This is a genomic window from Spirosoma harenae (genome assembly GCF_054776975.1).
Window position 1 is genome coordinate 558,559 of sequence record NZ_BAAHBD010000008.1, and the last position, 25,432, is coordinate 583,990.

The 25,432-nt window shown below is 45.7% G+C and carries 21 protein-coding genes; 11 read left to right on the forward strand and 10 right to left on the reverse strand.

The features are described 5' to 3' along the window. Positions 1–26 precede the first annotated feature (26 nt). On the reverse strand, positions 27–455 hold the full coding sequence (aroQ, locus tag ACYVE4_RS10660; protein ID WP_461039741.1) for a type II 3-dehydroquinate dehydratase: 429 nt from the start codon (positions 453–455) through the stop codon (positions 27–29). A gap of 89 nt (positions 456–544) precedes the next feature. Between aroQ and xerD the strand changes: the two genes are divergently transcribed. Then, on the forward strand, positions 545–1,456 hold the full coding sequence (gene xerD, locus ACYVE4_RS10665; RefSeq protein WP_461039743.1) for a site-specific tyrosine recombinase XerD: 912 nt from the start codon (positions 545–547) through the stop codon (positions 1,454–1,456). Positions 1,457–1,645: 189 nt separating this feature from the next. On the opposite strand, the gene ACYVE4_RS10670 is transcribed toward xerD, so the two are convergent. Further along, positions 1,646–2,182 (reverse strand): hypothetical protein, encoded by a 537-nt coding sequence (locus tag ACYVE4_RS10670; RefSeq protein ID WP_461039744.1) that lies wholly within the window; start codon positions 2,180–2,182, stop codon positions 1,646–1,648. Positions 2,183–2,263: 81 nt separating this feature from the next. On the opposite strand from ACYVE4_RS10670, the gene ACYVE4_RS10675 reads away from it, so the two are divergent. Then, positions 2,264–3,469: an aminotransferase class V-fold PLP-dependent enzyme gene (locus ACYVE4_RS10675; protein ID WP_461039745.1), complete on the forward strand. Its 1,206-nt coding sequence runs from the start codon at positions 2,264–2,266 to the stop codon at positions 3,467–3,469. A gap of 61 nt (positions 3,470–3,530) precedes the next feature. Here ACYVE4_RS10675 and gloA2 read toward each other — a convergent pair whose 3' ends face one another. From gloA2 to ACYVE4_RS10690, 3 genes are all read right to left on the reverse strand, one after another. Then, entirely contained in the window at positions 3,531–3,920 is a 390-nt protein-coding gene (gloA2, locus tag ACYVE4_RS10680) for an SMU1112c/YaeR family gloxylase I-like metalloprotein (RefSeq protein WP_461039746.1), read from the reverse strand. 5 nt (positions 3,921–3,925) lie between these two features. After that, complete coding sequence (locus ACYVE4_RS10685; protein WP_461039748.1) at positions 3,926–4,117, reverse strand: hypothetical protein; 192 nt, start codon at positions 4,115–4,117, stop codon at positions 3,926–3,928. A 155-nt stretch (positions 4,118–4,272) separates the two neighbouring features. Next, the gene (locus ACYVE4_RS10690; protein WP_461039750.1) at positions 4,273–4,773 is read right to left on the reverse strand and encodes a SixA phosphatase family protein; all 501 of its coding nucleotides are present in this window, start codon (positions 4,771–4,773) and stop codon (positions 4,273–4,275) included. A gap of 202 nt (positions 4,774–4,975) precedes the next feature. Here ACYVE4_RS10690 and asnS point away from each other — a divergent pair, with 202 nt between their 5' ends. The 4 genes from asnS (at position 4,976) to ACYVE4_RS10710 (ending at position 8,978) form a co-directional block, all read left to right on the forward strand. Then, the gene (gene asnS / locus ACYVE4_RS10695) at positions 4,976–6,415 is read left to right on the forward strand and encodes an asparagine--tRNA ligase (RefSeq protein ID WP_461040375.1); all 1,440 of its coding nucleotides are present in this window, start codon (positions 4,976–4,978) and stop codon (positions 6,413–6,415) included. A 91-nt stretch (positions 6,416–6,506) separates the two neighbouring features. Further along, on the forward strand, positions 6,507–7,592 hold the full coding sequence (locus ACYVE4_RS10700; RefSeq protein ID WP_461039752.1) for a complex I subunit 1/NuoH family protein: 1,086 nt from the start codon (positions 6,507–6,509) through the stop codon (positions 7,590–7,592). Between the two features lie 4 nt (positions 7,593–7,596). Continuing rightward, complete coding sequence (locus ACYVE4_RS10705; RefSeq protein ID WP_461039754.1) at positions 7,597–8,142, forward strand: NADAR family protein; 546 nt, start codon at positions 7,597–7,599, stop codon at positions 8,140–8,142. Between the two features lie 20 nt (positions 8,143–8,162). Continuing rightward, positions 8,163–8,978 (forward strand): ion transporter, encoded by an 816-nt coding sequence (locus ACYVE4_RS10710; RefSeq protein ID WP_461039756.1) that lies wholly within the window; start codon positions 8,163–8,165, stop codon positions 8,976–8,978. 17 nt (positions 8,979–8,995) lie between these two features. On the opposite strand, the gene ACYVE4_RS10715 is transcribed toward ACYVE4_RS10710, so the two are convergent. From ACYVE4_RS10715 to ACYVE4_RS10735, 5 genes are all read right to left on the reverse strand, one after another. Next, complete coding sequence (locus ACYVE4_RS10715) at positions 8,996–9,688, reverse strand: sulfite oxidase-like oxidoreductase (RefSeq protein ID WP_461039758.1); 693 nt, start codon at positions 9,686–9,688, stop codon at positions 8,996–8,998. 139 nt (positions 9,689–9,827) lie between these two features. Further along, a complete protein-coding gene (gene pheA, locus ACYVE4_RS10720; protein ID WP_461039760.1) occupies positions 9,828–10,901 on the reverse strand; it encodes a prephenate dehydratase in 1,074 nt (357 codons plus the stop codon). Between the two features lie 114 nt (positions 10,902–11,015). Continuing rightward, positions 11,016–12,494, reverse strand: coding sequence for a RagB/SusD family nutrient uptake outer membrane protein (locus ACYVE4_RS10725; protein WP_461039762.1), 1,479 nt, complete (start codon positions 12,492–12,494; stop codon positions 11,016–11,018). Between the two features lie 14 nt (positions 12,495–12,508). Beyond that, complete coding sequence (locus tag ACYVE4_RS10730; RefSeq protein ID WP_461039764.1) at positions 12,509–15,694, reverse strand: SusC/RagA family TonB-linked outer membrane protein; 3,186 nt, start codon at positions 15,692–15,694, stop codon at positions 12,509–12,511. A gap of 331 nt (positions 15,695–16,025) precedes the next feature. Next, positions 16,026–17,921 carry a DNA topoisomerase IV subunit B gene (locus ACYVE4_RS10735; protein WP_461039766.1) on the reverse strand — a complete coding sequence of 632 codons (1,896 nt, stop codon included), beginning with the start codon at positions 17,919–17,921 and terminating at the stop codon, positions 16,026–16,028. A gap of 246 nt (positions 17,922–18,167) precedes the next feature. On the opposite strand from ACYVE4_RS10735, the gene ACYVE4_RS10740 reads away from it, so the two are divergent. The 5 genes from ACYVE4_RS10740 to ACYVE4_RS10760 all read left to right on the forward strand — a co-directional run bounded on the left by ACYVE4_RS10740 (position 18,168) and on the right by ACYVE4_RS10760 (position 25,343). After that, positions 18,168–20,780, forward strand: a complete 2,613-nt coding sequence (locus ACYVE4_RS10740) for a polysaccharide biosynthesis/export family protein (protein ID WP_461039767.1) — start codon at positions 18,168–18,170, stop codon at positions 20,778–20,780. A 14-nt stretch (positions 20,781–20,794) separates the two neighbouring features. Beyond that, positions 20,795–21,907, forward strand: coding sequence for a hypothetical protein (locus tag ACYVE4_RS10745; RefSeq protein ID WP_461039769.1), 1,113 nt, complete (start codon positions 20,795–20,797; stop codon positions 21,905–21,907). Between the two features lie 96 nt (positions 21,908–22,003). After that, on the forward strand, positions 22,004–22,843 hold the full coding sequence (locus ACYVE4_RS10750) for an ABC transporter permease (protein ID WP_461039771.1): 840 nt from the start codon (positions 22,004–22,006) through the stop codon (positions 22,841–22,843). Between the two features lie 82 nt (positions 22,844–22,925). Then, positions 22,926–24,185 carry an ABC transporter ATP-binding protein gene (locus ACYVE4_RS10755; protein WP_461039772.1) on the forward strand — a complete coding sequence of 420 codons (1,260 nt, stop codon included), beginning with the start codon at positions 22,926–22,928 and terminating at the stop codon, positions 24,183–24,185. Between the two features lie 54 nt (positions 24,186–24,239). Beyond that, complete coding sequence (locus ACYVE4_RS10760; RefSeq protein WP_461039773.1) at positions 24,240–25,343, forward strand: DegT/DnrJ/EryC1/StrS family aminotransferase; 1,104 nt, start codon at positions 24,240–24,242, stop codon at positions 25,341–25,343. The last annotated feature ends 89 nt before the right edge of the window (positions 25,344–25,432 follow it).

Sequence of the window (25,432 nt, forward strand, 5' to 3'; positions counted from 1 at the left end):
AGCAAACCGCAACGGCGGACCGTTCATCACTTATCGCTCATCACTAAATAACGGATTGCCATTTCATAACCCATCAACCCTAACCCCACAACTACACCTTTGCATTTGGCGGATAGATAGCTGTGATGGCGGAACGATTCGCGGGCGTGAACGTTCGAAATATGTACCTCAACGGCGGGAGATGTAACGGCCGAAAGTGCGTCGGCTATGGCAATGGATGTATGAGTATAAGCACCTGCGTTGATTACAATACCATCGACGTCAAAACCAAGCTCATGAATTTTATCGATGATTTCTCCTTCGTGATTCGATTGAAAATAGCGAAGTTGCACCTCTGGAAACTGAACTTCCAGCGTTTTTAGGTAATCGATAAACGAGCGATTACCATAAATGGTCGGTTCGCGCTTGCCTAATAGGTTCAGGTTCGGGCCGTTAATAATCAGAATCTGTTTCATGTATTTGAATTACGATGTACGAATTACGATTTGTCATTCGTGCGCCAGCAAGAAATCGCACATCGTAATTCGTAACTCATACATCACTTGTGTGGCAAAGTTATATAAACGCCTTTAAGAACTACCTTAAGCTGGAGCGATCGCTGGCCGAAAATTCAGTGGAAGCGTATTTGCATGACGCTGAAAAGCTCTATGAATACATTCTGCTTACCAATCCAGCCCAAACGCCAATACAGGTGACAGAAAAGGAGTTGATGAATTTTCTGAAATATCTGGGCGAACTGGGTTTATCAGCGACGAGTCAGGCACGTATGTTATCGGGTCTGAAATCATTTTTCAAATATTTATTGCTGGAAAATCTGATCCAGCACGATCCGACGCAACTGCTGGAAGCCCCAAAGCTTGGCCGCAAATTACCGGATACATTAAGTTTCCCCGAAGTCGAAGATATTCTACAGGCAATTGATCTCTCTACACCCGGCGGCACCCGCGACCGGGCCATGCTCGAAATTCTTTATAGTTCTGGACTTCGCGTAACGGAATTAGTGAATCTACGATTGACAAACTGCTTTTTCGATGCGGGTTTTATTCGCGTATTGGGAAAGGGAGATAAAGTTCGACTCGTTCCGATTGGCGAAGATGCGATGCATTACACCAAAATTTATGTTGAACACGTACGAAATCAGTTAGCTGTACAAAAAGGCGACGAGGACACGATTTTTCTGAATCTGCGAGGAAGCCAACTTTCCCGGATTTCAGTCTTTACGACCATCAAAAAACTGGCGGCTGAGGTAGGCATAAAAAAAACGATCAGTCCGCACACGTTCCGTCATTCCTTCGCCACGCATCTGATCGAAGGCGGGGCCGATCTTCGCGCTGTCCAGCAAATGCTTGGACACGAATCAATTACAACAACCGAAATCTACACTCATCTCGATCGCGATTATCTCCAGCAAACGTTGAAAGAGTATCATCCGCGTAGTCGGAACCGGGATTTATAGGATTTAACTGACTGACTATGATTTTGTAGATAAAATGTTTCTTCGAAGCGAAAAACAGAATCAGTTTAATCTTAAAATCCGTTAAATCCCGGTCATAAAAGTCCCCGCCACCGAAACGGCAGCGGGGAGCCCCCAATCTAACTAACCCAAAACTATATGAAACAATTTCGCTGAGAACAATTGGCCCCGCTAAGCGTCGGCCATTGATTTCTCGCCAACAAATTGTTGATTCTGATTCTTGAACAGTAGATTGAACGAGGTCAGACTACCGTAAATACGCTTGATATATTGTTGAATATTTATCTTCTCTTCATCATCAAGGGCGCTGGCATTCACCCGTTGTTCGAGCGTGCGCAGCCGATCGCGAACCATCACGATTTTATGAAAGAACGCATCAATTGGCATGTCTTTCTGCGCCAGATCGGCCCGACCGGGTTTCAAAATCAGCTTCCCTCCTTTCCATTTATCGCCGAGCGGAACAATTTCCGTCTGATCAACCCAGCGCTGTAATACGCGGGTAAGCGATTGCTCCACATCAAACAAGCTAACCAAATCGCCATCGGGTTCCAGCGCGTCCAAAATAGTGAGGGGTGCATCGAATTTGATTACCTTCACGCCATGACTAATGAACGTAATTGTATAGCCGCTGGCTTTCAAATTAATAACAACACCGTCTCCAAACTCTTCGTGATGAACGCGTGATCCAATGCCCAATAGGGTAGTCATAAAATGGGTTGATTTATGATTTCGATTTACTCTAAACAAACCCCGTGCCAGAACAAACGCTTTTCAACAACTATTCTTTTTATGCTCTCGAATATAACCTCACTTCTTTGTCAAAAAGATCAATTTAGCTTACCCGAAGGCATACATTATCTCAATTGTGCAACTCGTGCTCCTACTAGTCGACTTGTTGAACAAACTGGCCATAAACTACTTATTAAACAAGCCAATCCCTTCGGACTGAAACCCGACGATTTTTTCTCAGGAGCCATTCAGGTACGAGAACGATTTTCCGAATTAATTAACAACCGGCATGCTGGATCGATCGATTCTGAGCGGATTGCGGTCATCCCGGCTGTCTCATACGGAATGGCTGTGGTAGCCCGGAACCTGCACCGTAAACCGGGCATCCGGGCTGGGCAGAAAATTGTCCTGATCGACGATGAATTTCCAAGTGATGTCTATGCCTGGGATCGTACCGCGACCGAGCTTGGCTTAACCATTACTACTGTGGCTATGCCGGATAAATTTCCCAAAGGCGACCTCTGGAACAATCGGCTGCTTGACGCAATTGATGCCAATACGGCTGTAGTAATTGTACCACCAGTTCATTGGATGTACGGCATCCGCTTTGATCTGGAAGCAATCGGGCAACGAGCTCGCGAAGTGGGTGCGTGGTTAATAATTGATGGTACTCAAGCCATCGGCGCCCTTCCCTTCGACCTGGCGGCCATTCAACCCGACGCCCTTATCTGTGCTGGTTATAAATGGTTAATGGGTCCCTATTCGCTCGGGCTGGCGTATTTCGGACCAGCTTTCGATGATGGTATTCCTTTGGAAGAGAGCTGGATGAATCGGTTGGATAGCAATCAGTTCCATCGGTTAATGGATTATCAACCCGTTTATCGACCGAAAGCCTATCGGTATAATGTAGGTGAGCATTCGCATTTTTTGCAAATGCCAATGCTCGAAGCTTCTTTATCCCAATTATTAGATTGGCAACCAGCTCGTATTCAGGAATATACAAAGAATCTCATGGCAGACGCCTGGCCACTTCTGGAGAAAATAGGGTGCTACGTAGAGCCAGAAAATGGCAATAAGGGCAGAAGCCATCATTTAGTTGGTCTTTGGTTGCCCGACCATGCCGATCCAATGAAGATTCAACAGGCACTTCAACAGAAAAATGTATCGGTTTCAGCACGAGCAAGAGTGCTACGCATCGCCCCACACGTATATAACAATGCGAACGATGTCGATGCGCTGGTTGATGTGCTAACTAATGTATTATAGCATAAGGCAGGGCGTGGTGGATATTATGGAAAATGCCCTGAGCCCTCTATTACAATACTACCTACACCTCATATAACTCTAGTGGTAAATCGTCGGGGTCGGCGAAGAAGGTGAAGCGTCGGCCAGTATGTTCGTCGACACGAATGGGTTCTGTAAAAACGCCTTGTTCGGTAAGGTGCTGGATGGCTGCATCGAGATTGGCGACGGCAAAGGCTAAATGACGTAATCCAGCGGATTCGGGTCGAGAAGGGCGTTTTGGTGGACTTGGGAACGAGAACAGTTCAATTAAATACTGCCCGTTGAGCGCCAGATCTAATTTATAGGATTGTCGCTCTGCCCGATAATATTCGCCTAGTATGGTAAAGCCCAGCGTTTTCGTGTAAAATAGTTTGGAACGTTCGTAATCGGAACAGATAATGGCAATGTGATGAACAGCAGCAAGTTGAAGCATGATTCTTAAGGTTGCAGAAGGGTATCCGTCGCCATCGTATCTACAACGGTACCATCTTTGGGCGGTAACGCACGCTCAGCTTCCCGACGTTTATTCCAGGGAGCCGTTGTCCGACGAGCCATATCGATAGCAAACAAAGCCACGATTGTCGTGAAGACAATAAAAACGACAATAAATATGCGACGATTGCGATTCAAGGGATTTACGAGGTACGGTTTACGAATTACGGTGAAAAGGATTAGCTAAACTTTTGTCATTCTGACGCAGGAAGAATCTTAACATTTCCATACGTGTAACTCTAGATGCCTTAAGATTCTTCCTGCGTCAGAATGACAAAAGTTTCCCACTAAATCTAATTTTGAATTTCTTTTGGGCCGATTTGAAAGAGTATAGACCCTGTTCGGCCGGAAACTTCAGGCCAGTTCAGATTGCCCAGATCGATAGCAACGACTGCTCCTTTACTCATCGAGCCAACATCCTGATGCGTCAGAAATTCGGCAAAATAAGATACATCAGGATTGTGCCCAACAATCATCGCTACCTGAACATCAGCTGGTAAGGCATTGATTGCTGCCAGATACGCTTTGGGACCACCATCAAATAATTTGTCATCTAATCGAATCTGCGCGGTATCGTGGCCAATCTGTTCGGCCAAAACCTTAGCCGTGTCCTTGGCTCGAGGAGCGGTACTGCTGATAATCACATCAGGTAAAATCGACTTTTGGTGCAGGTAGCGGCCCATTCTGGCGGCTGCAATAATGCCGTCGGGAGTGAGTTGCCGGTCATGATCAACCATGAATATTGCCCTATCTTCGGCTTTGGCATGGCGAACAATGTAAAGTGTAAGCGGCATATTATCAGGGAGAACGAGGAATTAGTTTGCTCAATTTTCAATGACTTACCTAAGCGATCAACGAAAATCGTTCGCAAAAATAAGTCAGCAATTAACCCGGAACTACGGATATATGTTTTTACGGATTAAAATTGTTTATGGACGATTCGGGCGACAATCCGTACTTTTGCGGCTACAATCATTACCGGGTTATCATTTTAATATGAGTTACTTACCGATTCAGCAATTATTAAGAACAGCCCCCGTTGGCACTACCGTGACCGTAAAAGGCTGGGTCCGCACCAAACGTGAAAGTAAAAACGCCGTTTTCATTGCCCTCAATGACGGCTCAACGATTAATACTATTCAGGTTGTTGCTGAAGCCGGTCAACTCCCCGAAGAAACCCTAAAGTTGATCACAACGGGTTCCTGTCTGGCTGTTACGGGTCAACTGGTTGAATCACAAGGAGCGGGTCAGGCGGTTGAAGTAAAAATTGCTGACGTAACGATTTACGGTACTGCCGATCCTGATAAATATCCGCTACAACCCAAAAAACACTCGCTGGAGTTCTTACGCGAGATTGCTCACCTACGCCCAAGAACCAATACGTTCAGTGCGATTTTGCGTATCCGGCATGCGCTGGCTTTTGCCGTACATAAATACTTCAACGATAACGGTTTCTATTATCTTAACACGCCCATCATTACCGCTTCTGACGCTGAAGGTGCCGGTGAGATGTTCCGTGTAACGACCCTTGACGCTATCAAACCTCCACTGAACGAAGAGGGCAAAGTCGATTACAGCCAGGATTTTTTCGGTCGCGAAACGAATCTGACGGTATCGGGTCAGTTGGAAGGTGAATTGGGCGCGATGGCCTTGGGTAAAATCTACACCTTCGGTCCGACCTTCCGGGCGGAAAACTCCAATACAACTCGTCACCTGGCCGAGTTCTGGATGATCGAGCCCGAAATGGCCTTTTATGAGTTGGAAGACAACATGAATCTGGCCGAAGATTTTGTCAAAAACGTGATCCGGTACGCGCTTCAACACTGCGCCGACGATCTGGCGTTTTTAGATAATCGCCTAAAAGACGAGGAGAAGACCAAAAAGAAAGAGGAACAAAGCGAACTCGGTCTGCTCGAAAAGCTTCAGTTCGTGATTAGCAATGAGTTCGTTCGACTGACCTATACGGAAGCGATTGATATTCTGATCAATTCAAAACCGGCGAAGAAAGGTCAGTTCCAGTACGAAGTGAAATGGGGAGTTGATTTACAGTCAGAACACGAGCGGTATCTGGTTGAAAAGCATTTCAAAAAGCCCGTCATCCTGACCAACTATCCGCGCGAAATCAAAGCGTTCTACATGAAACAGGACGAAGATGGAAAAACCGTTCGCGCAATGGATGTCCTGTTTCCTGGTATCGGTGAGATCATTGGCGGTTCGCAGCGCGAAGATGATCTTGACAAACTGACGGCCCGTATGCACGAAGTTGGCATTGAGCCCGAAGCACTCTGGTGGTATCTGGATACGCGCCGGTTTGGGTCGGCCCCGCATGCTGGTTTCGGATTGGGTTTCGAACGACTCGTTTTATTCGTAACAGGTATGGGCAACATCCGCGATGTCATCCCATTCCCCCGCGCCCCGAAAACAGCAGAATTTTAAAGAGTGATGAGTGATGAACGATAAGAGATGAATGGTCCACCGACACAACAAAACACTCATCGTTCATCACTCATCGTTCATCACTCGAATTATGTTCCTCGCTCTTCCCATTTTCCTGGCAATGGCTTCCGGCTTCGTAGTCGTTGGTGTGTACACCGAACGGAAAGTTTCGGCGTTCATGCAGGATCGGCTTGGGCCGATGGAAACAGGGAAATGGGGGCTGCTGCAACTTTTCGCCGATTTGCTGAAACTTCTTCAGAAAGAGGACATTGTCCCAACGGCGGCTGATCGACGACTTTTTCTGTTGGCTCCTGCCATCATTTTTGCGTCGGTTTTTGCCGGTTTTGCTGTATTGCCTTTAACGCCAGATTTACAGGGTTCGGGCGCGGCTGTCGGCGTATTTTATTTGATGGCGATTATTTCGTTTGATGTAGTCGGTATTTTGATGGCGGGATGGGGGTCTAATAATAAGTACTCCCTGTTTGGTGCGATGCGTTCAGTTGCTCAGATTATCTCCTACGAGATTCCGCTTGGTCTGACCATTCTCTGCGTCGTGATGATCTGCCAGACGTTGGATTTACAGGCAATTAGCTTCCAACAGGGAATTTTCACGAGTGACACAAATTACCTGTTTGGGCTGAAAGGTTTGGGTATCGACGTAACGGGCTGGGGCGGTATTTTCTCCTGGAATATTGTTCGCAGTCCCTTTTTACTGGTTGCTTACGTCATTTTCTTCATCTGCACATTAGCCGAAAGCAACCGCGCTCCATTCGATCTTCCCGAAGGCGAATCTGAAATTGTCGGTGGTTTTCATACCGAATACTCCGGGATGCGATTTGCCTTACTTTACCTATCAGAGTATGCAATGATGCTGCTGGTGTCGTTTCTGGGTGCGGTATTATTCCTGGGAAGCTGGAATACTCCCCTACCTAACCTCGGTCCCATCCGATTAGCCGACTGGACAAGCGGTGAGCCTGGAACCGTTTGGGGACAATTGACAGGCGGCTTCTGGCTTCTCTCAAAAGTATTTTTGGCCGTTCTTGTTCAGATGTGGGTACGCTGGACTTTCCCCCGAATCCGCGTCGATCAAATGATGTTTCTATGCTGGAAAGTCCTGACACCCGCCGGATTACTATTGCTGTTAATTTCGGGAATCTGGCGATTAATGATGGTGTAGATCAATGCTGTATACCATCGACTGGCTTATAGAGCAAGATAAAAAATCTGCTCGGCTAAAATATCTTTTCTTTTGGGGACATCAGCCTCATAAAGACGGTCGTATCACCGAATCGTGTCTTAGTCAATGGTGGGTAGCACCGTTTGTGGTTGATGGTGTACCATACCGTACCGCTGAACATTACATGATGGCCGAAAAAGCTCGGTTATTTAACGACACGGACGTATTAACTAAAATTCTCACCTGTCAGTCACCAGCAGAAGCCAAAAAATTAGGGAGGATGGTACAAAATTTCGATCCAGTACTTTGGGAAAGTCATTGCTTCGAAATTGTCGTTACGGGTAACTTCCATAAGTTCTCCCAAAACCCGGATCTGCGTGATTATCTGTTGACAACAGGAAACCGCATTTTGGTTGAAGCCAGCCCGGTCGATACCATTTGGGGAGTTGGTTTAGCCAAAGGCGATCCGGTTATTGAAAATCCTTCTCTGTGGAAAGGGAAAAATCTATTGGGTTTTGCACTCATGGAAGTTCGAGATCGACTACATTAGTCCTTTAAATTTTCTGCCTTATGAACTCCCGATGGCAACGTTTTAGGCACCGACTCCACGAAATCATCTTTGAGGCCGACACCTGGGCTGGCCGTGCGTTCGACGTTACCTTGCTCTTCCTGATCATATTCAGTGTGTTAGCTGTTGTGCTGGAAAGTATTCCCTCATTAGCACGAACTTATGGTTTTTGGTTTGACCGTATTGAATGGATTTTTACGGTTCTTTTTACCTTCGAATACATACTCCGAATCATTAGTATCCGGCAGCCAATACGTTACATAACCAGCTTTTTCGGACTTGTTGATCTATTAGCCATTCTACCGAGTTATCTGACTCTGTTTATGCTGGGCGCACCCGAATTTGCCACAGTCCGAATCCTCAGACTTCTTCGTGTTTTCCGAATTCTGAAACTAGGTGAATATACCGCAGCGGCTTCTATACTCACGTATTCACTGCGAGAAAGCCGGGCTAAGATTACGGTCTTTTTCGTGGCAATTTTGGCACTGGTGATTACGCTCGGTACAATGATGTACGTTGTAGAAGGGCGTTCCAACGGTTTTGAAAGTATTCCATTGAGTATTTACTGGGCCGTTATTACAATCACCACCGTAGGCTATGGCGATATTGTCCCCAGCACACCTATTGGCAAGTTTATCGCAACTATTATTATGCTACTGGGGTACGTAATTATTGCTGTGCCAACGGGAATTGTCGCGGTAAGTTTGACAGCAGCCAGTAAAAAACAGGAAATTTCTACTCAGTCGTGCCCAAACTGCGGCCGTCAGGGCCATGACCCCGACGCCGTTTATTGCAAATATTGCGGATCGCAATTGTAAGTAACGTGAGTTATGGTCTACGAATAACGGTCATTCCGCCACGGATAAGCGGTATTGGAATAGCCCCGTTCTTCCCAAAAACCGAGTTGATTTTTCGATAAAAACTCGATGCGCTTGATCCATTTGGAACCTTTCCAGGCATAAAGCTGGGGCGTAATCATCCGAAGTGGCCCACCATGTTCACGTGGCAAAGGCAGGCCGTCTGCCGTATGTACAAGCAGTACATCAGGTTTAAGGGCTTCTTCCAGCGATACATTTGTCGAATACCCATCGTACCCGTAACACATGACATGAGTCGCTGAACCTTTCGGATCGACAAGGGCAGCCAGATCCATAAACCGAACGCCTACCCACGGAATATCGAGTCTCGACCAGGTCGTAACACAGTGAAAATCACTTGTATCTTCTACCTGGGGTAGTGCTAGTAAATCCTCCCATTTCAATCGAACGGGGTGGTTGACTTCACCATCGATGTTCAACTGCCATTTATCCAGTGGAATGTTTGGCTGATAGCCTAAATCCAGCACTGGCCACTTCGTTGTGACCGTCTGCCCTACTGGAACGGCCGGCATTCCATGACGATTTACGGGCCCGGAACCCCGTGGCTTTTCGTCGGTCATGGAGGGAGTCTGCGCCATTTTCTCCTCAAACCGTCGTTTGAGTTTCATCCGGGCTTCGACAATTCTATCGGTTTTTTCGTTGGCTTCCATTGTTGATGGTGAGGGCGTTTATGCGCTTCTCGATTCAGTAACCGTAAATTTCATTTTGTAGTTTACGAAAACGAAAATCTGGCTTTATGGCAGTTAAAAAACTATACAGCCTCCATATAACCGACTCAGAAAAAACAGTTTAGGCGATCCGCACGTAACTTCCCAATAGTTTTACTTCAGCCGCATGGTGATTCAGGATTTCCTGCAACTTAGGATCACTGAAATGGCCTTCACATTCGAGCAAAAACCAGTATCGGAATGTAGCTCCTTCGCGCAGAGGTCTGCTTTCTATTTTTGTGAGGTTGATTTGTCGTGCGTTGAACTCCTGTAGAAATTCGGCTAACACCCCTGGTGATTCTGTATTCGCCAACCGAGCAATGAGCGTCGTTTTATCACGACCACTGGGTTGATTGACAAAGCCCTTCGCCAGAATCAGGAAACGCGTTCGGTTCAGGTTGCTGTCTTCAATATTATCGAATAGCACCGGCACATTGAAGAGTTTAGCCGCAATTGTCGAGCAGATCGCAGCCGCATTTGGCTGTTGAGCCGCCATTTTAGCTGCTTTTGATGTCGATTCGACGGGTATCATCTCGGCATTCAATCCCTCAAACGAATCGCTCAAAAACCGGCTACATTGACGAAACGCAATATCTTTCGAATAAATATGGGTTATATCGGCCAGATTCTCGGCTTTCGTGGCAAAAGTGAAATGAACGGGAATCTGGGCTTCGGCAGCAATAGTGATATCTTTTTCGAGCAACAGATCAATGGCTTCACTCACGATGCCTTCCCGGTTATTTTCGATAGGGACGACACCGAATCGAACCCGTCCGGTTTCAACACTCTCAAAAACAGATCGAATTGTAGGCAGCGCCATATAATTGCTCATTGCCCCGAAACGGCTCTCAGCGGCCTGATGGGTAAAACTACCTTCGGGGCCAAGATAGGCAACTCGCTCGGGTAATTCGAGGTTACGCGATACAGCAAAAATCTCCAGGAAAATAGCTTCAATGGCTTCCCGATTCAGAAGGCCGCTATTTTGCTCATGTAGTCGATCCAGAATTTGCTTTTCACGTTCAGGCCGATAAATGACGGCATTCGTGGATTGTTTAAGTTCACCTACCCGACGAACTAATTCCATCCGCTGATTCAGTATCGTCAGCAATTGATCATCGAGAGCGTCTATGTCGTTACGAAGAGATTCAAGAGTCATTCTATAAGGCAATACACATTTGTAGGTCACAAAAGTACATTACTGACCGCAAACGACAACGCGCCTGCCCGAATGTTCGGGCAGGCGCGTTTGCTTGGTTAATACAATAAAACCTTAAAGCGGATTCTGAACGATTTTCGCATTTGCGTTGATCTCACGCCGTGGAATCAGGAATTCCCACTGTTTATCCCCAGCCGGTACGTCGAATAGTACGACTACAGCCGAAGGAACATTCGCTCCATTTCGATTCAGCGGTTGGTTCAGTCGTTTCAGGTCTGTGAATCGGAATCCTTCCCCCCAAAGCTCGATACGTCGGTTGAAAATGATTTCATCAATCAAATCCGCACCCGTTTTCGTCGACAGTTTATACGATGGATCACGCTGGCTAACTAAGGAAAAAAGGACAGTAGCAGCCGCTGATGCATTACCCAAACGGGCCTGTGCTTCCGCTTCGATCAGATACATTTCAGCCGCCCGCATGTAGGGAATATCGCCCATCGTACTGGTCGATGGTGTACCGGGCAAGCGGAACTTCTGATTCATATAAGCCACTCGAACACCGCCCGTTGGTACAATCGAATTGGTCGCTGTGGGGGCCTTAACCCACATTTTCGAACGAACATCAGTCGTCGGAATCTGATCATAAAGTACACTATTAATGACTTTAGGATCGACCCGAATGTTGGTTGAGTTAAAATTGCAGGAAATGTATGAGTGATAGGCACCGAAATATTCGGTCTGATCTTCGAGGTGATCGAAGCCCCACATCCATTCAGGGTTGCTAACATCCGAGAATCCATCCTGATACTGAGCAACGGTCATTGGAACGTAGCCCTTTCGTGCTTCCGAAGCAAATTTAGCGGCATCAGCCCAGTTTTGCTGTGTCAACGCTACACGAGCCTGGAAACCTTTTACAACCTCCAGATTGATGTGTGATTTATAAGAACGAGCCGACGTAAGCAGACCAGCTGCCTCAGCCAGATCCTTATTAATCTGTGTGTAAACTTCTTCAACCGTTGCCCGTGCCTGCCCATCCGTTGTTGGCGTTAAAATCAGTGGCACGGCCAGCTGACTATTCGGCTTGGCAGCAGCATCGTAGCGTTTTCCGAAAAGCTGCACTAAATTAAAATACGAGAAAGCCCGCAGAGCCAGTGCCTCGCCCTTTATCTGATTTTTCTCGGCCTGTGAGCCAGCCGCAGCGTCGATACTTGTAATGGCAATATTCGCGTTACCGATCAGTCGATAATATAGCTCATAAGGCAATTGGTTTCCAGTCGATACGTCAGAGCGGTGAGCCTGCCAGCGTGTTTCGGGCAGATGCCAGGTATTCGATGTATTGGCAATGATCACATCTTCACCCAATACATCCAGAATAATCATCATGGCTGGATGACCAAAATGCCCTTGCGAACTCAGATATCGTACCACCATCGCCCGGTAAATACCGTTGATGGCTGCAGTAGCATTTTTGGTTGTAGCGTAGGCAGCACCTGCATCAATACTACCCGTCGGCGCTGTTTCTAAAAATTCTTTTTCACACGACGTAGCCAGCAGACCAAGTGCCATTACTAACGTCAAATATCTTTTTTTCATGGATGTTCTGTTGCTTAAAGTGTAAAGGAAACCCCAAGTACCAGGTTTTTAGCCGGGCTAAACGCGTTACTGGTCACGCCATTGAACTGTTGTGAAACGTTCATACCTTTCCGGCCTGACAGAATCAGCAGGTTTTCGCCACTAACATAGATCTGTGCATTTTCCAGCTTGAGCTTGCGAGTCAAGACATTCGGCAGCTGGTAGGAAAGTGTAATATTTCGGAGGTTCAGGTAGCTCGCGTCGATCAGCCAACGATCCGATTGTGCATCAAAATCGCTCGTACGACCGGCATCCATCCGAGGCACATCGGTGATGTCACCCGGCTTCTGCCATCTTCTCAGAATATCGATGTGTTTAGCACTACCGTATCCACCGGCACTCATTAAACCAGCATAGGCGCCATCGTACGTTTTACCGCCTAACTGATAAACAAATAAAGCTGACAACGACAGACCTTTGAAACGGAATGTATTGGTAAAGCCACCCTGCAACTTGGGAATAGATGTACCATTATACCCATACCGAGCATTGTTTACACTGTTTGTCAGCGTATCTCCCTGTTCGGTAATGCGAGAGTTAGCCGCTACAAAACTAGCTGCACGATATTCAACTTCCCCTGTATTTGAATTGATACCACTGTATTGGCGAAGCCAGTAATCGTAAATAGAATGTCCAACAGCCAGTTTTTTGGTACCGTCGATAATTTCAGGGTTCTCATCGGGCATTTTAGTGATCTGGTTTTTTATGCTGGTAGCATTCACATCAATACGCCAGGTGAAATCCTTATATCGAACAGGCTCAACGCCCAGTTCGATCTCAACGCCACGGTTATACATGGTTCCGATATTCCGGGTAACGGTCGAAATACCAGCCGATAGAGGGAGTGGTACATCGAAAATAAGGTTCGACGATTGACGGTTGAAATACTCAACCGTACCCGATACCCGACCTTTGAACAGGCTAAATTCAAGAGCCGCATCAAACGAATTGCTCGATTCCCATTCCAGAGCGCGGTTCCCTAAACTGGTCTGTAAAATCCCCGCTTCCGAAGCGTTGTTCCAGCCTAAACCATATAGCGGCTGCCACGCATAGTAACTGATGCTGGCATCTTCAGCCCGGTTACCACCACCGTCGTTACCGGTCTGGCCATACGATGCCCGAAGTTTCAGCGAATTGATGGCCGAAATTGACCGTAAAAACTCTTCCTGATCGATACGCCAGGCACCACTAATCGAATAGAAGTTACCCCAGCGGGTGTCCTGATAGAATTTACTCGATCCATCGCGACGAATCGATCCTGACAAGAAATACTTCTGGTCATAATCGTAATTCACCCGTGATAGAAATCCTTCAACCCGACGTGTGTTCAACACGGACGATAAGTTCGTAGTTGTGGTAAAATTCACCAGTTCATAATTGCCTTCCAGAATCAGTTGTGAACGTGATCCTGTCAGGTTGTTATCATTCACCTGGAAGTTTTCGTGGCCTAACAGAACCTCCAGATTATGCTTCCCAAACGACTTGTTGTAGTTCAACAACTGGTTGAGGTTGTAGCCCGTGATATTCTGGAATTCGTGTGAAGCACGACCCGCCGGAGCCCCATCGCCAACCTCTGGGTTACCAAAAGTATATCCGTTGTAGTTAGTAATATCGGTACCGATGTTAGCCGTGAATTTAAAATCCTGCAGGAACGAAACTTCTGCATACCCCCGTGCACTCAATACATTCCGACGGAAATAGTTCTGGTTCAGAACCGTTTCCGCTACCGCATGCCGACCGCCGTACTGTGGTCGAGCTGGAAGGCCAAGAGCAGTCAGGTTACCGTAATCCCACCGACGCTGACCATTTGGCAAAAGCAGAAACTGCCCTGGATTCGCTGGATCGTAAGCGTACACCGGGTAGATCGGGCCAATGTTTCTGGAAAAGAAGAATGGATTAACGAACGTTGTGCTACCGGCAGTACCACCGGCATCAGCCTGATTTGATTTCGAAAGAGTTGCTGAAAGGTTAGCACCCGTACGGAACCAGGACTTCATTTGCGAATTGATGTTGAGTCGTCCCGTGATCCGTTCAAAATCTGAGCGGATCAGATAACTTTTGTCGTTTAGATACGATAGCGATAGAAAGTAATCTGATTTATTCTGTCCACCCGAGAAACTAACGTTCAGTTCATCGCGATTTCCCTGACGGGTAATGGGTTTCTCCCAATTTAAATCTTCCGGCGCAAATTTGAGTTGAGCATTCGGATTCATCTGTCCATTCACGTCCACAACCTGATTGTTCGGTACGTTATATACGTTGTATCCAACCAGACCAATTAACTGATCTGTGGCATTCGCATTGGCGGTGGCTAGTGCTACAGGATTTGTGGCCCGATAAGCAACGCTGTTCCGGTAGATTTCCCACATTAGCGGGTAATACTGGCCAACATCTACACGATCATACTCAGGCACCCCTCGTCCACTGAATCCTTTTGTATAGCGAACATTGATTGAGCTACGGTCTTTCTGACCTTTTTTCGTTGTTACAACAACAACGCCGTTGGCAGCCCGTGAGCCATACAGCGCTGTTGAAGCGGCATCTTTCAGGACTGAAATGCTTTCAATATCGTTCGGAGCTATGTTCGAAATATCGCCTGAATAAGGGATGCCATCGACCACGTATAGTGGAGAGTTACCTGACGAGATTGATCCGAAACCACGAATTCGAATGTCAGGGGCGGAACCTGGCTGACCAAGACCTGCGTTTGTCTGAACCCCCGATATGGCTCCGGAAAGGGCCTGAGAAATGTTAGTGACTGGACGATCGCCAAATTGTTTAGGCGAAAGCGTACCCGCTGAGCCAGTAAACGAAGCCCGCTTAGCCGTACCAAATGTGGTAACAATTACCTCATCCAGATTAGCAGCATCAGGTGCCAGGCTAATCGCAATCGTTGACTGATTACCGACTGCAACTTCTTTTGAGGCATAACCAATAAAGCTGAATACTAACCGACCCGTTGCGGGCGCATTGATTCGGTAATTACCGTCTGCGTCGCTGGTTGTTCCGCGCGTTGTTCCTTTGAGCTGCACGCTCACACCGGGTAAAGCTGACCCATCTTCCGATGACGTAACGCGACCGCTGATTGTTACGTCCTGTGCCAGAACTGGCATACAGAAAATGAAAGTCAGTAACCAACTGATGGATAAAATTTTTCTCATGAAGTGTTACGAACTAGTTGTCTTTAATTGATTTTTAATTAAAGCGACAAAAGTAACCCCTAAATTGATATTAACAATATATTATTTTAAAATATACCATTTATACATCTATTATATATTGAATATTTCCATTTTGTACAATTTAAATATTATCTATAATTTTTTAACACCTCTTTAATAATTGTACTTTTCTATAGTACGGGTAAATTAAATAGATATAGATTCATGCTAATCTTTACACTCTTGTATAGAAAAAGGCTTAAAAAATGCCCATCTGTAAACTTTGATGGGCATTTTTTAAGCCTTTTTAATTTCTATTGATAAAGCTACCCTAGGCGACTAAAGCAGCGTCTTCCACATCTTTTTCAATGCGTAGATTATCGATAATAAACCGTTGACGCTCGGGCGTATTCTTACCCATATAATAGCTAAGTAATTTAGGAACAGAAGTTTCCTTCTCCATAATCACCGGCTCCAGGCGCATATTCTCACCGATAAACAAGCCGAATTCTTCAGGAGAGATTTCGCCAAGGCCTTTAAATCGGGTGATTTCGACCTTTTTACCGCCTTTGGTTAATTTGTCGATCGCCTTCTGTTTTTCTTCCTCTGAATAGCAATACGTTGTTTCTTTATGATTTTTCGGATTCCGAACCCGGAACAATGGCGTTTCGAGAATATATAAATGGCCGTTTCGAACCAGATCAGGGAAGAATTGCAGGAAGAAGGTAAGCATCAGCAATCGAATGTGCATGCCATCAACATCGGCATCGGTTGCGATAACGATTCGATTGTAGCGCAATCCTTCCAAACCATCTTCAATGTCCAGGGCGTGCTGCAACAGGTTAAATTCCTCGTTTTCGTAAACGACTTTTTTGGTCAGGCCAAAACAGTTCAGAGGTTTTCCACGCAAGCTGAACACCGCCTGTGACTGCACATTGCGTGATTTGGTAATAGAACCGCTCGCCGAATCGCCTTCTGTAATGAATAAGGTAGATTGATAACGGTCTTCTGCCTTTAAATCAGGCAAATGATTGCGGCAATCACGTAATTTTTTGTTGTGCAAGCTTGCTTTTTTGGCACGATCATTGGCCAATTTTTTAATACCGGCGAGCTCCTTACGTTCCCGTTCTGACTGTTCAATTCGTTTTTTTAACGCGTCGCGTACACTCGGATTAATATGCAGATAGTCGTCTAAGCGTTCTTTTACAAAATCGAGAACAAACGACCTAACCGACTGGCTATCAGTACTTGGAGCCATATTAATGGAACCGAGTTTGGTTTTGGTTTGCGATTCAAAAACTGGTTCCTGAACGCGGATACTAATAGCGGCAATGATTGACCCTCGAATATCGGACGGGTCATAGTCTTTGCCAAAGTGTTCGCGAACCGTTTTAACAAATGCTTCACGCAGGGCTGCAAGATGTGTGCCACCCTGTGTTGTATATTGCCCGTTTACGAAGGAATAATATTCTTCGCCGTACTGATTGCCGTGAGTTAAAGCAATTTCGAGATCCTGTCCTTTCAGATGGATAATCGGGTAACGAAGCGAATCTTCATCGGTTTTGTTTCGGAGCAGGTCGAGAAGGCCGTTTTGAGAAAGATATTTTTGCTTATTAAACGCAATTGTCAGCCCTGCATTCAGGTAGCAGTAGTTCCAGATCATATTTTCCAGAAACTGCGGGATAAAATGAAAATGCTTGAACACGGTATCATCGGGCTCGAAACAAATCAGCGTACCATTCCGCTCGGCCGATACCTCTTCTCCCTGCTGCTTCAGTTCTCCCCGTTCAAATTCGGCCCAAACGGTGCGCCCTTCGCGGAAGGATTGAACACGAAAATAGCTCGACAAAGCGTTAACCGCTTTAGTGCCTACGCCATTCAGGCCAACCGATTTCTGAAACGCGCCCGAGTCATATTTGCCACCGGTATTGATTTTCGACACGACTTCGACGACTTTACCCAATGGAATACCCCGACCATAATCCCGTACCTCGACTCGGTGGTCCGTTACGCGAACGTCAATCGTTTTGCCGAAGCCCATCACGTGTTCATCAATGCAATTGTCAATGGTTTCTTTCAGCAAGACATAAATACCATCGTCGGCAGCCGACCCATCGCCGAGTTTACCGATGTACATACCGGGTCGCAGACGGATGTGTTCGCGCCAGTCCAGCGAACGGATACTATCTTCATTATATTGAACCGATTGATTTACTAACTCTGCCATGTAGGGTTATTAACGTATTAACTAAAAAAGTAGTAGTTTTGTACTCACAATCTAAAACATCGGAAAAATCATACCTCACGTAGTTAAAGGTATAAAAGTTGCCGTTCAAAAGGAAACTATTTAAAATCCAACAAAAGTTCGCTTACTTTGCCGACTGAACTGTCCTGTGTACTACACGATCTATCTTATTCGTTAGATACAGATCTTCGCCATTCTGATCTGCGAGCTGTTCGACATCTTAAAAATATGCAAAATTCAAGAATTATTCACGTCTTGTCATTAATTTTTTTTCGTTTCAAGGCAAGTCGTTTACAACCTCAAATGAATGCCTCCCTTTCCATTCTGCTGGTTTTAGTACTTGGACTGACAGCTCAGGCACAAATAGTTCCTTCAACCGGCATTTCTCCTGCAACCTCACCGGCAAGTCCCGCTACACCAGGCCGTGGAACAGCACTTCCTTCCGGTGCTAATCAGGGGAATTTACCTGCCAATATACAACAGCAAATCAATCAACGGGCAGGCCAAAATCAACGATCTGGTCAAAATACCCTCAACGGCCGAGGCACTACGCCAACCAATACACCAGCCCAACCTGGCACAAGTACTGATCCTGCTAAATCCTCTACTCAGCAATTTGATAAGCAAGAGGATAATACCCCCGTTCCACTCACCGATGAAGAAATAGCAGCCGAACAAATAAAGGCAGCTCAGAAGCGCGAACAGCAGGAACGTCGTGAAAAGTTATTTGGTTATTCGCTCTTCAACGATCCAGCCATGGTGGCTACGTTTCAGCCTAATTTGAATATTGCGACTCCTCGTAATTATAATGTTGGGCCCGGCGATGAATTAAACATTCGTATGTATGGCTATTCCGAGGGTGATTATTCACAAAAAGTATCACCAGAAGGATACGTTTACATTGCCAATCAAACCGGTATTGGTCCTATTTTCGTATCTGGCTTATCCGTTGAAAAAGCAAAAGAACGATTGGTAAGCCGGATGTCGTCAAAATTTGTGGGTCTACGGAATTCATCGTATGGGCCTCAAAATACATTTCTGGAAGTTTCACTAGGCTCAATTCGCAGCATTCGGGTAACGGTTACAGGCGACGCTGTTCGGCCTGGTACGTATACTATGTCGGGGTTATCCACTGTCATGAATGCTATTTATCAGGCTGGTGGCCCAAACGATATTGGTTCCTATCGTAAAGTGCAACTTATCCGCAACAACCAGGTAGCTGCCACGCTGGATTTATATGATTATCTCTTGAATGGCATTCAACGCAATGATCTGCGTTTACAGGATAACGACAATATCCGATTCACAACGTTTATTGGGCGAGTTGAAATAAACGGTGCCGTTAAGCGATCCAACATTTTTGAAATGCTAAAGGGCGAAACCCTTGAGCGGCTTCTATTTTACGCGGGTGATTTCACCGCCAATGCTTATAAAAGTCGGGTAAAAGTAACTCGTGTAACAGACCGGGAACTTAAAGTTACGGATGTGACCACCCCCGAATTTAAAACGTTTGTTGTACAGGATGGCGATGTTGTTTCTGTTGAACGGATTCTAACTCGGTTCGAGAACAAACTTACTATTGAAGGAGCTGTATTCCGCCCCGGCGAATATTCGCTGGATAATAACCATACCCTTAAGGAATTGATTGCTTCGGCGGAAGGCTTGAAAGGTGATGCGTTTACGGGTCGAATCAATATTATGCGGACACGAGAAGACCTCGCGATTGAAAGTCTATCAATTAATCTAGACAATATCCTGAAGGGTACAGATCCGGATATTCCACTCCAGCGCGAAGATCAGATCATTATTCCTTCCCGATTCGATTTGGCACAGGTAGCGACAATTTCAGTAACTGGCGAAGTAAATAAAATCGATACGGATATTCCGTATATGGCCAACATGACGCTGAACGACGCACTAGTAAAAACCGGTGGTTTGAAAGAGTCGGCAGCAGCATCGGTTGTTGAAGTAATTCGACGGAAAAAAGATGTTGACCCTCGTTCTTCTTCCGCTCAGATCGCAGAAACCTTTCGCTTTAATGTTAACCGTGATTTAAGCATCAATAACGACCCCAATAAGTCATTTACGCTAGAACCCTTCGATCAAATCATCGTGCGTCGGTCACCTAACTACCTTGAGCAAACGTATGCTTCTGTGGTTGGTGAAGTGATTATACCAGGTCCTTATCCAATCCGGACCAAGGACATGAAAATTTCGGATCTGGTAGCCCAATCAGGTGGGATAACTCCCCAGGCCTATGTGGAAGGTGCTACACTGGTTCGTCCGGTTAAACTCAGTGCCGACGAACTTCGCCGGAAGCAACGAGCCATTACTGAGGTTGGAGATAACGGTTCAAAAACGGTTGTGGAAACCGAAGTTTTATCGCCAAACACGTCAGAGTCAATTGGTATTAATCTGAAGAAAATCCTGGAGAGACCGGGTTCATCCGAAGATATTCTGGTGCAGGAAGGCGATACATTACGAATTCCAAAACTCCTCGAAACTGTCAGAATTCAGGGTGAAGTGCAGCTACCGAATACCGTTAAATACCGTTCTGGACAAACGTTCCAGGATTATATTTCTCAGACGGGTGGCTTTACGTCGAAATCACAACGCCGGAAATCCTTCGTCGTCTATGCCAATGGCTCCGTCGACCGTACCCGGAAATTTATGTTCTTTAATGTTTACCCGCGCGTTGAGCCAGGAGCGGAAATCGTTGTTCCTAAGAAAACTACAATTCCTCTCACTCCTCAGCAAATCTTAAGCTCAACAGCCGGTACAATTTCCTCGTTGCTTAGTGTAATCGGGTTAATTATTGCGTTAAGTCGGGTAGGCAATTAACTCAACCGTAAGCTATGACTCCTACAAATAAACCAACCACAGATCCAAACGTTGTTGTTTCCCGCTCGTTGCCTCCCGATCAGATTTCGCCAAAATCGGTGCTGTTACGAGTGTTCCAGCTAAAGTATGTCGTTCGACGAAACTGGAAATTGGTTCTCACCTTGATCGCAATTGGCGGCATAGGCGGGCTCATTTACGACTTACTCAACAAACCCCGTATAGTTTATAACGGTCACATTATGTTTAACCTCGGCGGAGGTTCTTCAAGTAGTGGATTCGGGGGCGAATTAGGTCAGCTAGCCAGTGCCTTCGGTTTATCGTCGGGCGCTCCTGATGCCAATATTTTTGTCGGTGATAACTTTTTGATCTATGCCAAATCGCGGCCAGTAATCGAGAAAACACTGATGAAATCGGATACCATCAATGGGAAAGATACGCTGCTTGTCAATTACTACATAAAGCACAGCGGTATCCGGGATAAAGAATGGGAGGATAATGACACGCTTCGGGCATTTTATTTTACCCGCGCCAAAACTCCTCAGCAATATACCCGGCGGGAACAGATCGCGATGGCTGGCATTTTGGGCCGTATTGAGAACGAAATGGCCATTAAACAACCTGAGCGAAAATCTTCCTTTATGTCGTTAGAGTGTTTTATGGAAGATGAAAAGCTGACAACATCTTTCCTGAAAACGCACCTCAAAACGATTGAAGAGGATTATCAGAAAAAGCAAACGAAGAAAACACGCGACATGTATGAGTTGCTAACCTCGCGGGCCGATTCAATTGCGCGTATTCTGACCGGCACCGAAAGCCAGTTAGCTCAATTTATGGATCAGAACCAGCAAGTGGTTGTTGCGCAGGCTCGTCTTAAGGAAAACAAACTTACCCGAAACTCAGGCTTTTTAACGGGACTATATTATCAGGCTTTACAAAATGCCGATAACATGCGGTTGTCGCTTATCCGCGAAACTCCCCTCTTTACTATTATTGAGGATGTCTCTCTGCCTCTTTTTATGGAGATTATTAAACCACAGGGGAAACAGGTTGGCATTGCTGCTGCACTCCTGTTATCAGTCATTATAGTTTTCCTTCGCGAGACTTATCGTTCTATAATGAAAGAGTAATGTTGTACGAATTACCAATTGCGCGTTTGTCCTATATAGATCAAATTCGTAACTGGTAACTCGTACGTCCTAAGTCGTAAATCAGATTCGTTGATTTTGAAAACACACGAAGTAGTTATTCAACCAGGTCGCTCAGAACGTCATTATTGGCGGGACCTGTGGCGAAACCGGGAGTTGCTTTATATTTTGTCGATGCGGGATGTGTCGGTCCGTTATAAACAAACGGCACTTGGCACAGCCTGGGGATTGATTCGTCCACTCACAACCATGCTGATTATGGTGTTTGTGTTCAGCAAGATCGCTAAACTTCCTCCCGATCCAGGTATCCCTTACCCTTTAATGGTATTAGGCGGTATTACGGTATGGACGTTTTTCTCGACCTCATTTACCCAGATCAGTAACAGCGTAACGCTAAACTCCAACTTAGTCACGAAAGTATATTTCCCCAGGCTGATTATGCCAATCAGCTCAATAGCCATTAGTTTTATCGACTTTCTGGTCTCATTAGGGCTGTTTATTTTACTTGCCATCTGGTATCGATTTATCCCGGATTGGCACTTACTAATGCTGCCAGCTTTTATTCTGCTGGCACTGCTGGCGTCATTTGCCTTTGGTTTATTTTTTGCCGCTGTCAATGTGCGTTTTCGCGATATTGGTCAGCTCATTCCATTCATTGTACAGGTCGGTTTTTACATTTGTCCGATTGCTTACAGCAGTCGACTGGTTGCCAATAAAGCCGATGAATGGTGGGCTCCCTTATACTGGGCTAATCCAATGGTAGGTATTATCGACGGCTTTCGTTGGTCCCTACTTGGCGAAAAAGCGTATTTCAATCCTCAAAGTTTACTTATCTCCGTCGGTATTGTATGTGTAACTTTGGCGTTTTCCCTATATTTTTACAGAAAACGGGAAAACACCTTTGTCGATGATATTTAACAGTCGATAGTCGATAGTCAATAGTTGTCAGCTTTAAAGAATTGATGGCTACTGACTATCGACTATCGACTTCTGGTAGCCTATGTCTGTCATTAGTGTCGAAAATATAAGCAAGCAATACATCATTGACCATAAAAAGGGCAAGGGTGGAACTACGTTACGGGATGTGATATCGGAAAATTTCCGATCCCTATTTGGTGGTAAAAAAGATCAGAATGAAGTCACGCACGAGGAATTTTGGGCCCTGCGCGATGTAAATTTTTCTATTGAACAAGGAGATCGAGTCGGTATTATTGGCCATAATGGAGCCGGGAAATCGACAATGCTCAAAATCCTGAGTAAGATCATTCAACCCACAACAGGAACGGTCCGCATTCGGGGACGGGTAGCTAGCCTTCTCGAAGTTGGAACAGGTTTCCACCCTGAACTTACGGGTCGGGAAAACATCTTTCTGAACGGTTCACTGCTCGGCATGACCCGCAGTGAAATCAAGAAACAATTCGACGAAATTGTAGCGTTTGCTGGTGTTGAAAAATTTCTGGATACACCCGTTAAACGGTATTCATCCGGGATGTATGTCCGACTGGGGTTTGCCATTTCTGCCCACCTCGATCCCGAAATCATGATTGTTGATGAAGTGCTGGCCGTAGGTGATGCTGAATTTCAGAAAAAAAGCCTGGGCAAAATGCGCGATAATTCAGCGAGTGGTCGCACGATCATCTTTGTCAGTCATAACCTAACAGCGGTTCAGGCGCTCTGTAACAAAACATTATATTTCGAAAAAGGTAGGCTGATTGAACAAGGCGAGACCAATCAGGTTGTTGCTTCTTACCTGAGTAAAGTATCTAAAACGCGACTGCTCCGGCAATGGGATAACCCTGAAGACGCTCCCGGTAATAATCTGGTACGCATTCGCCGAATTGAGCTAATCCCGGATTATCAGGAAGATCTGACACACATTGATGTTCGGACAACTATGAAATTCCAGTTTGAATTCTGGAACATGATGGATCGGGCAAATCTGAACTTGAGTCTGCACCTGAACTCACTCACTGGCGAATGTATTTTTAACATTGGTACCCAATCCCAACCGTATGGAAAAGGATTGATTGCGGCTGAATGTACGATTCCAGGGTATTTCCTAAATGATGGTTCCTATACAATTTCAGTGATGGTCGTAAAGGATACGGTTACTCCCATCTATGTTATGGAAGAAGGCATTACCTTTGATGTTGAAGACTTTCGCGAAGGAATCGCCTGGTACGGAAAATGGCCAGGCTACGTTCGTCCGCAATTTCCATTTCACATAAAAATGCTGGAACCCGTTGTCAGTGAAGAGTAAGCATACGTAGTAAATCCGTACATTCGCTGGTAGCTGCTAATTGTTGATGGATCAATGATCTATATTACGAAATCATATTTACCTGACCTTGAGGAGTATACTGAACTTCTGAAAGGAATCTGGGAGCGTGTACACCTGACGAATGATGGTCCACTATTACAAAAGCTGGAAGGGCAACTCAAAGAAGTTCTGGGTGTAAAACACCTGCTTTTTTGTACCAACGGGACCATCGTTTTACAGATGGCTCTTAAGGCACTGAATATTAAAAAAGAGGTAATAACTACACCTTTTTCTTACGTAGCAACGACGAATGCACTCCTATGGGAAGGTTGTACGCCTGTCTTTGCAGACATTGATCCCGACACCTACAATATTGATCCTGCCAAAATCGAAGCGCTGATTACCCCAAACACCGAAGCCATTATGGCTACGCATGTGTATGGAAATCCTTGCCATATCGAACAAATTCAGGCGATCGCGGAAAAACACAACTTAAAAGTCATTTACGACGCAGCCCATACTTTCGGAGCCAGCTACAACGGTAAATCGATTCTTAGCTACGGCGATATCAGTACGTGTAGCTTTCACGCAACCAAGGTATTTCACACGATCGAAGGGGGTTGTATTATCACCAATGACGACGCTGTAGCCGAGAAATTACGGCATTACCGTTCGTTTGGTCATCGAAATGATGATTATTTCGAGATGGGTATTAATGCGAAAAATTCGGAGGTTCATGCGGCTATGGGATTATGCGTTTTACCCAAAGTGCCAGACTTAATTGCAGCTCGTAAACAACGATTCGGGTTCTATGATAGTCGACTCGATTTTACCCGAATCACCCGCCCGACGTTGACACCGGGCACCGATTATAATTATGCCTACTACCCAATAGTTCTCGATTCAGAAGAAACAGTAGAACGGGTAACAGAGGTGTTAAAAGCTCAGGGGGTTGTTCCTCGACGATATTTTTATCCTTCGTTAAATACGCTTCCATTTGCACTGGTATCGGGAATCGCCCAGGCGTGTCCAGTATCAGAAGACATTGCCAAACGAGTATTATGTCTGCCAATGTACCCTGATTTAGCGGTAGAAGATATTGACCGAATTGCCACGTTTGTCAATGAGGCTGTGGCTACCGTCAGCGAAGACATTTAATCAACTACTTACGAACCAACTACTTGTTCAGTAACTGAGGTACTGATAGGCGTTTTATTGGGGAAATACCTCTGCGGATTGCTGCTCTT

Coding starts and splice junctions, on each gene's coding strand:
- aroQ (WP_461039741.1), bottom strand. CDS start 455: ATGAAACAGATTCTGATTATTAACGGCCCGAACCTGAACCTATTAGGC.
- ACYVE4_RS10670 (WP_461039744.1), bottom strand. CDS start 2,182: ATGACTACCCTATTGGGCATTGGATCACGCGTTCATCACGAAGAGTTT.
- ACYVE4_RS10675 (WP_461039745.1), top strand. CDS start 2,264: ATGCTCTCGAATATAACCTCACTTCTTTGTCAAAAAGATCAATTTAGC.
- gloA2 (WP_461039746.1), bottom strand. CDS start 3,920: ATGCTTCAACTTGCTGCTGTTCATCACATTGCCATTATCTGTTCCGAT.
- ACYVE4_RS10690 (WP_461039750.1), bottom strand. CDS start 4,773: ATGCCGCTTACACTTTACATTGTTCGCCATGCCAAAGCCGAAGATAGG.
- asnS (WP_461040375.1), top strand. CDS start 4,976: ATGAGTTACTTACCGATTCAGCAATTATTAAGAACAGCCCCCGTTGGC.
- ACYVE4_RS10700 (WP_461039752.1), top strand. CDS start 6,507: ATGTTCCTCGCTCTTCCCATTTTCCTGGCAATGGCTTCCGGCTTCGTA.
- ACYVE4_RS10705 (WP_461039754.1), top strand. CDS start 7,597: ATGCTGTATACCATCGACTGGCTTATAGAGCAAGATAAAAAATCTGCT.
- ACYVE4_RS10710 (WP_461039756.1), top strand. CDS start 8,163: ATGAACTCCCGATGGCAACGTTTTAGGCACCGACTCCACGAAATCATC.
- ACYVE4_RS10715 (WP_461039758.1), bottom strand. CDS start 9,688: ATGGAAGCCAACGAAAAAACCGATAGAATTGTCGAAGCCCGGATGAAA.
- pheA (WP_461039760.1), bottom strand. CDS start 10,901: ATGACTCTTGAATCTCTTCGTAACGACATAGACGCTCTCGATGATCAA.
- ACYVE4_RS10725 (WP_461039762.1), bottom strand. CDS start 12,494: ATGAAAAAAAGATATTTGACGTTAGTAATGGCACTTGGTCTGCTGGCT.
- ACYVE4_RS10730 (WP_461039764.1), bottom strand. CDS start 15,694: ATGAGAAAAATTTTATCCATCAGTTGGTTACTGACTTTCATTTTCTGT.
- ACYVE4_RS10735 (WP_461039766.1), bottom strand. CDS start 17,921: ATGGCAGAGTTAGTAAATCAATCGGTTCAATATAATGAAGATAGTATC.
- ACYVE4_RS10740 (WP_461039767.1), top strand. CDS start 18,168: ATGCAAAATTCAAGAATTATTCACGTCTTGTCATTAATTTTTTTTCGT.
- ACYVE4_RS10745 (WP_461039769.1), top strand. CDS start 20,795: ATGACTCCTACAAATAAACCAACCACAGATCCAAACGTTGTTGTTTCC.
- ACYVE4_RS10755 (WP_461039772.1), top strand. CDS start 22,926: ATGTCTGTCATTAGTGTCGAAAATATAAGCAAGCAATACATCATTGAC.
- ACYVE4_RS10760 (WP_461039773.1), top strand. CDS start 24,240: ATGATCTATATTACGAAATCATATTTACCTGACCTTGAGGAGTATACT.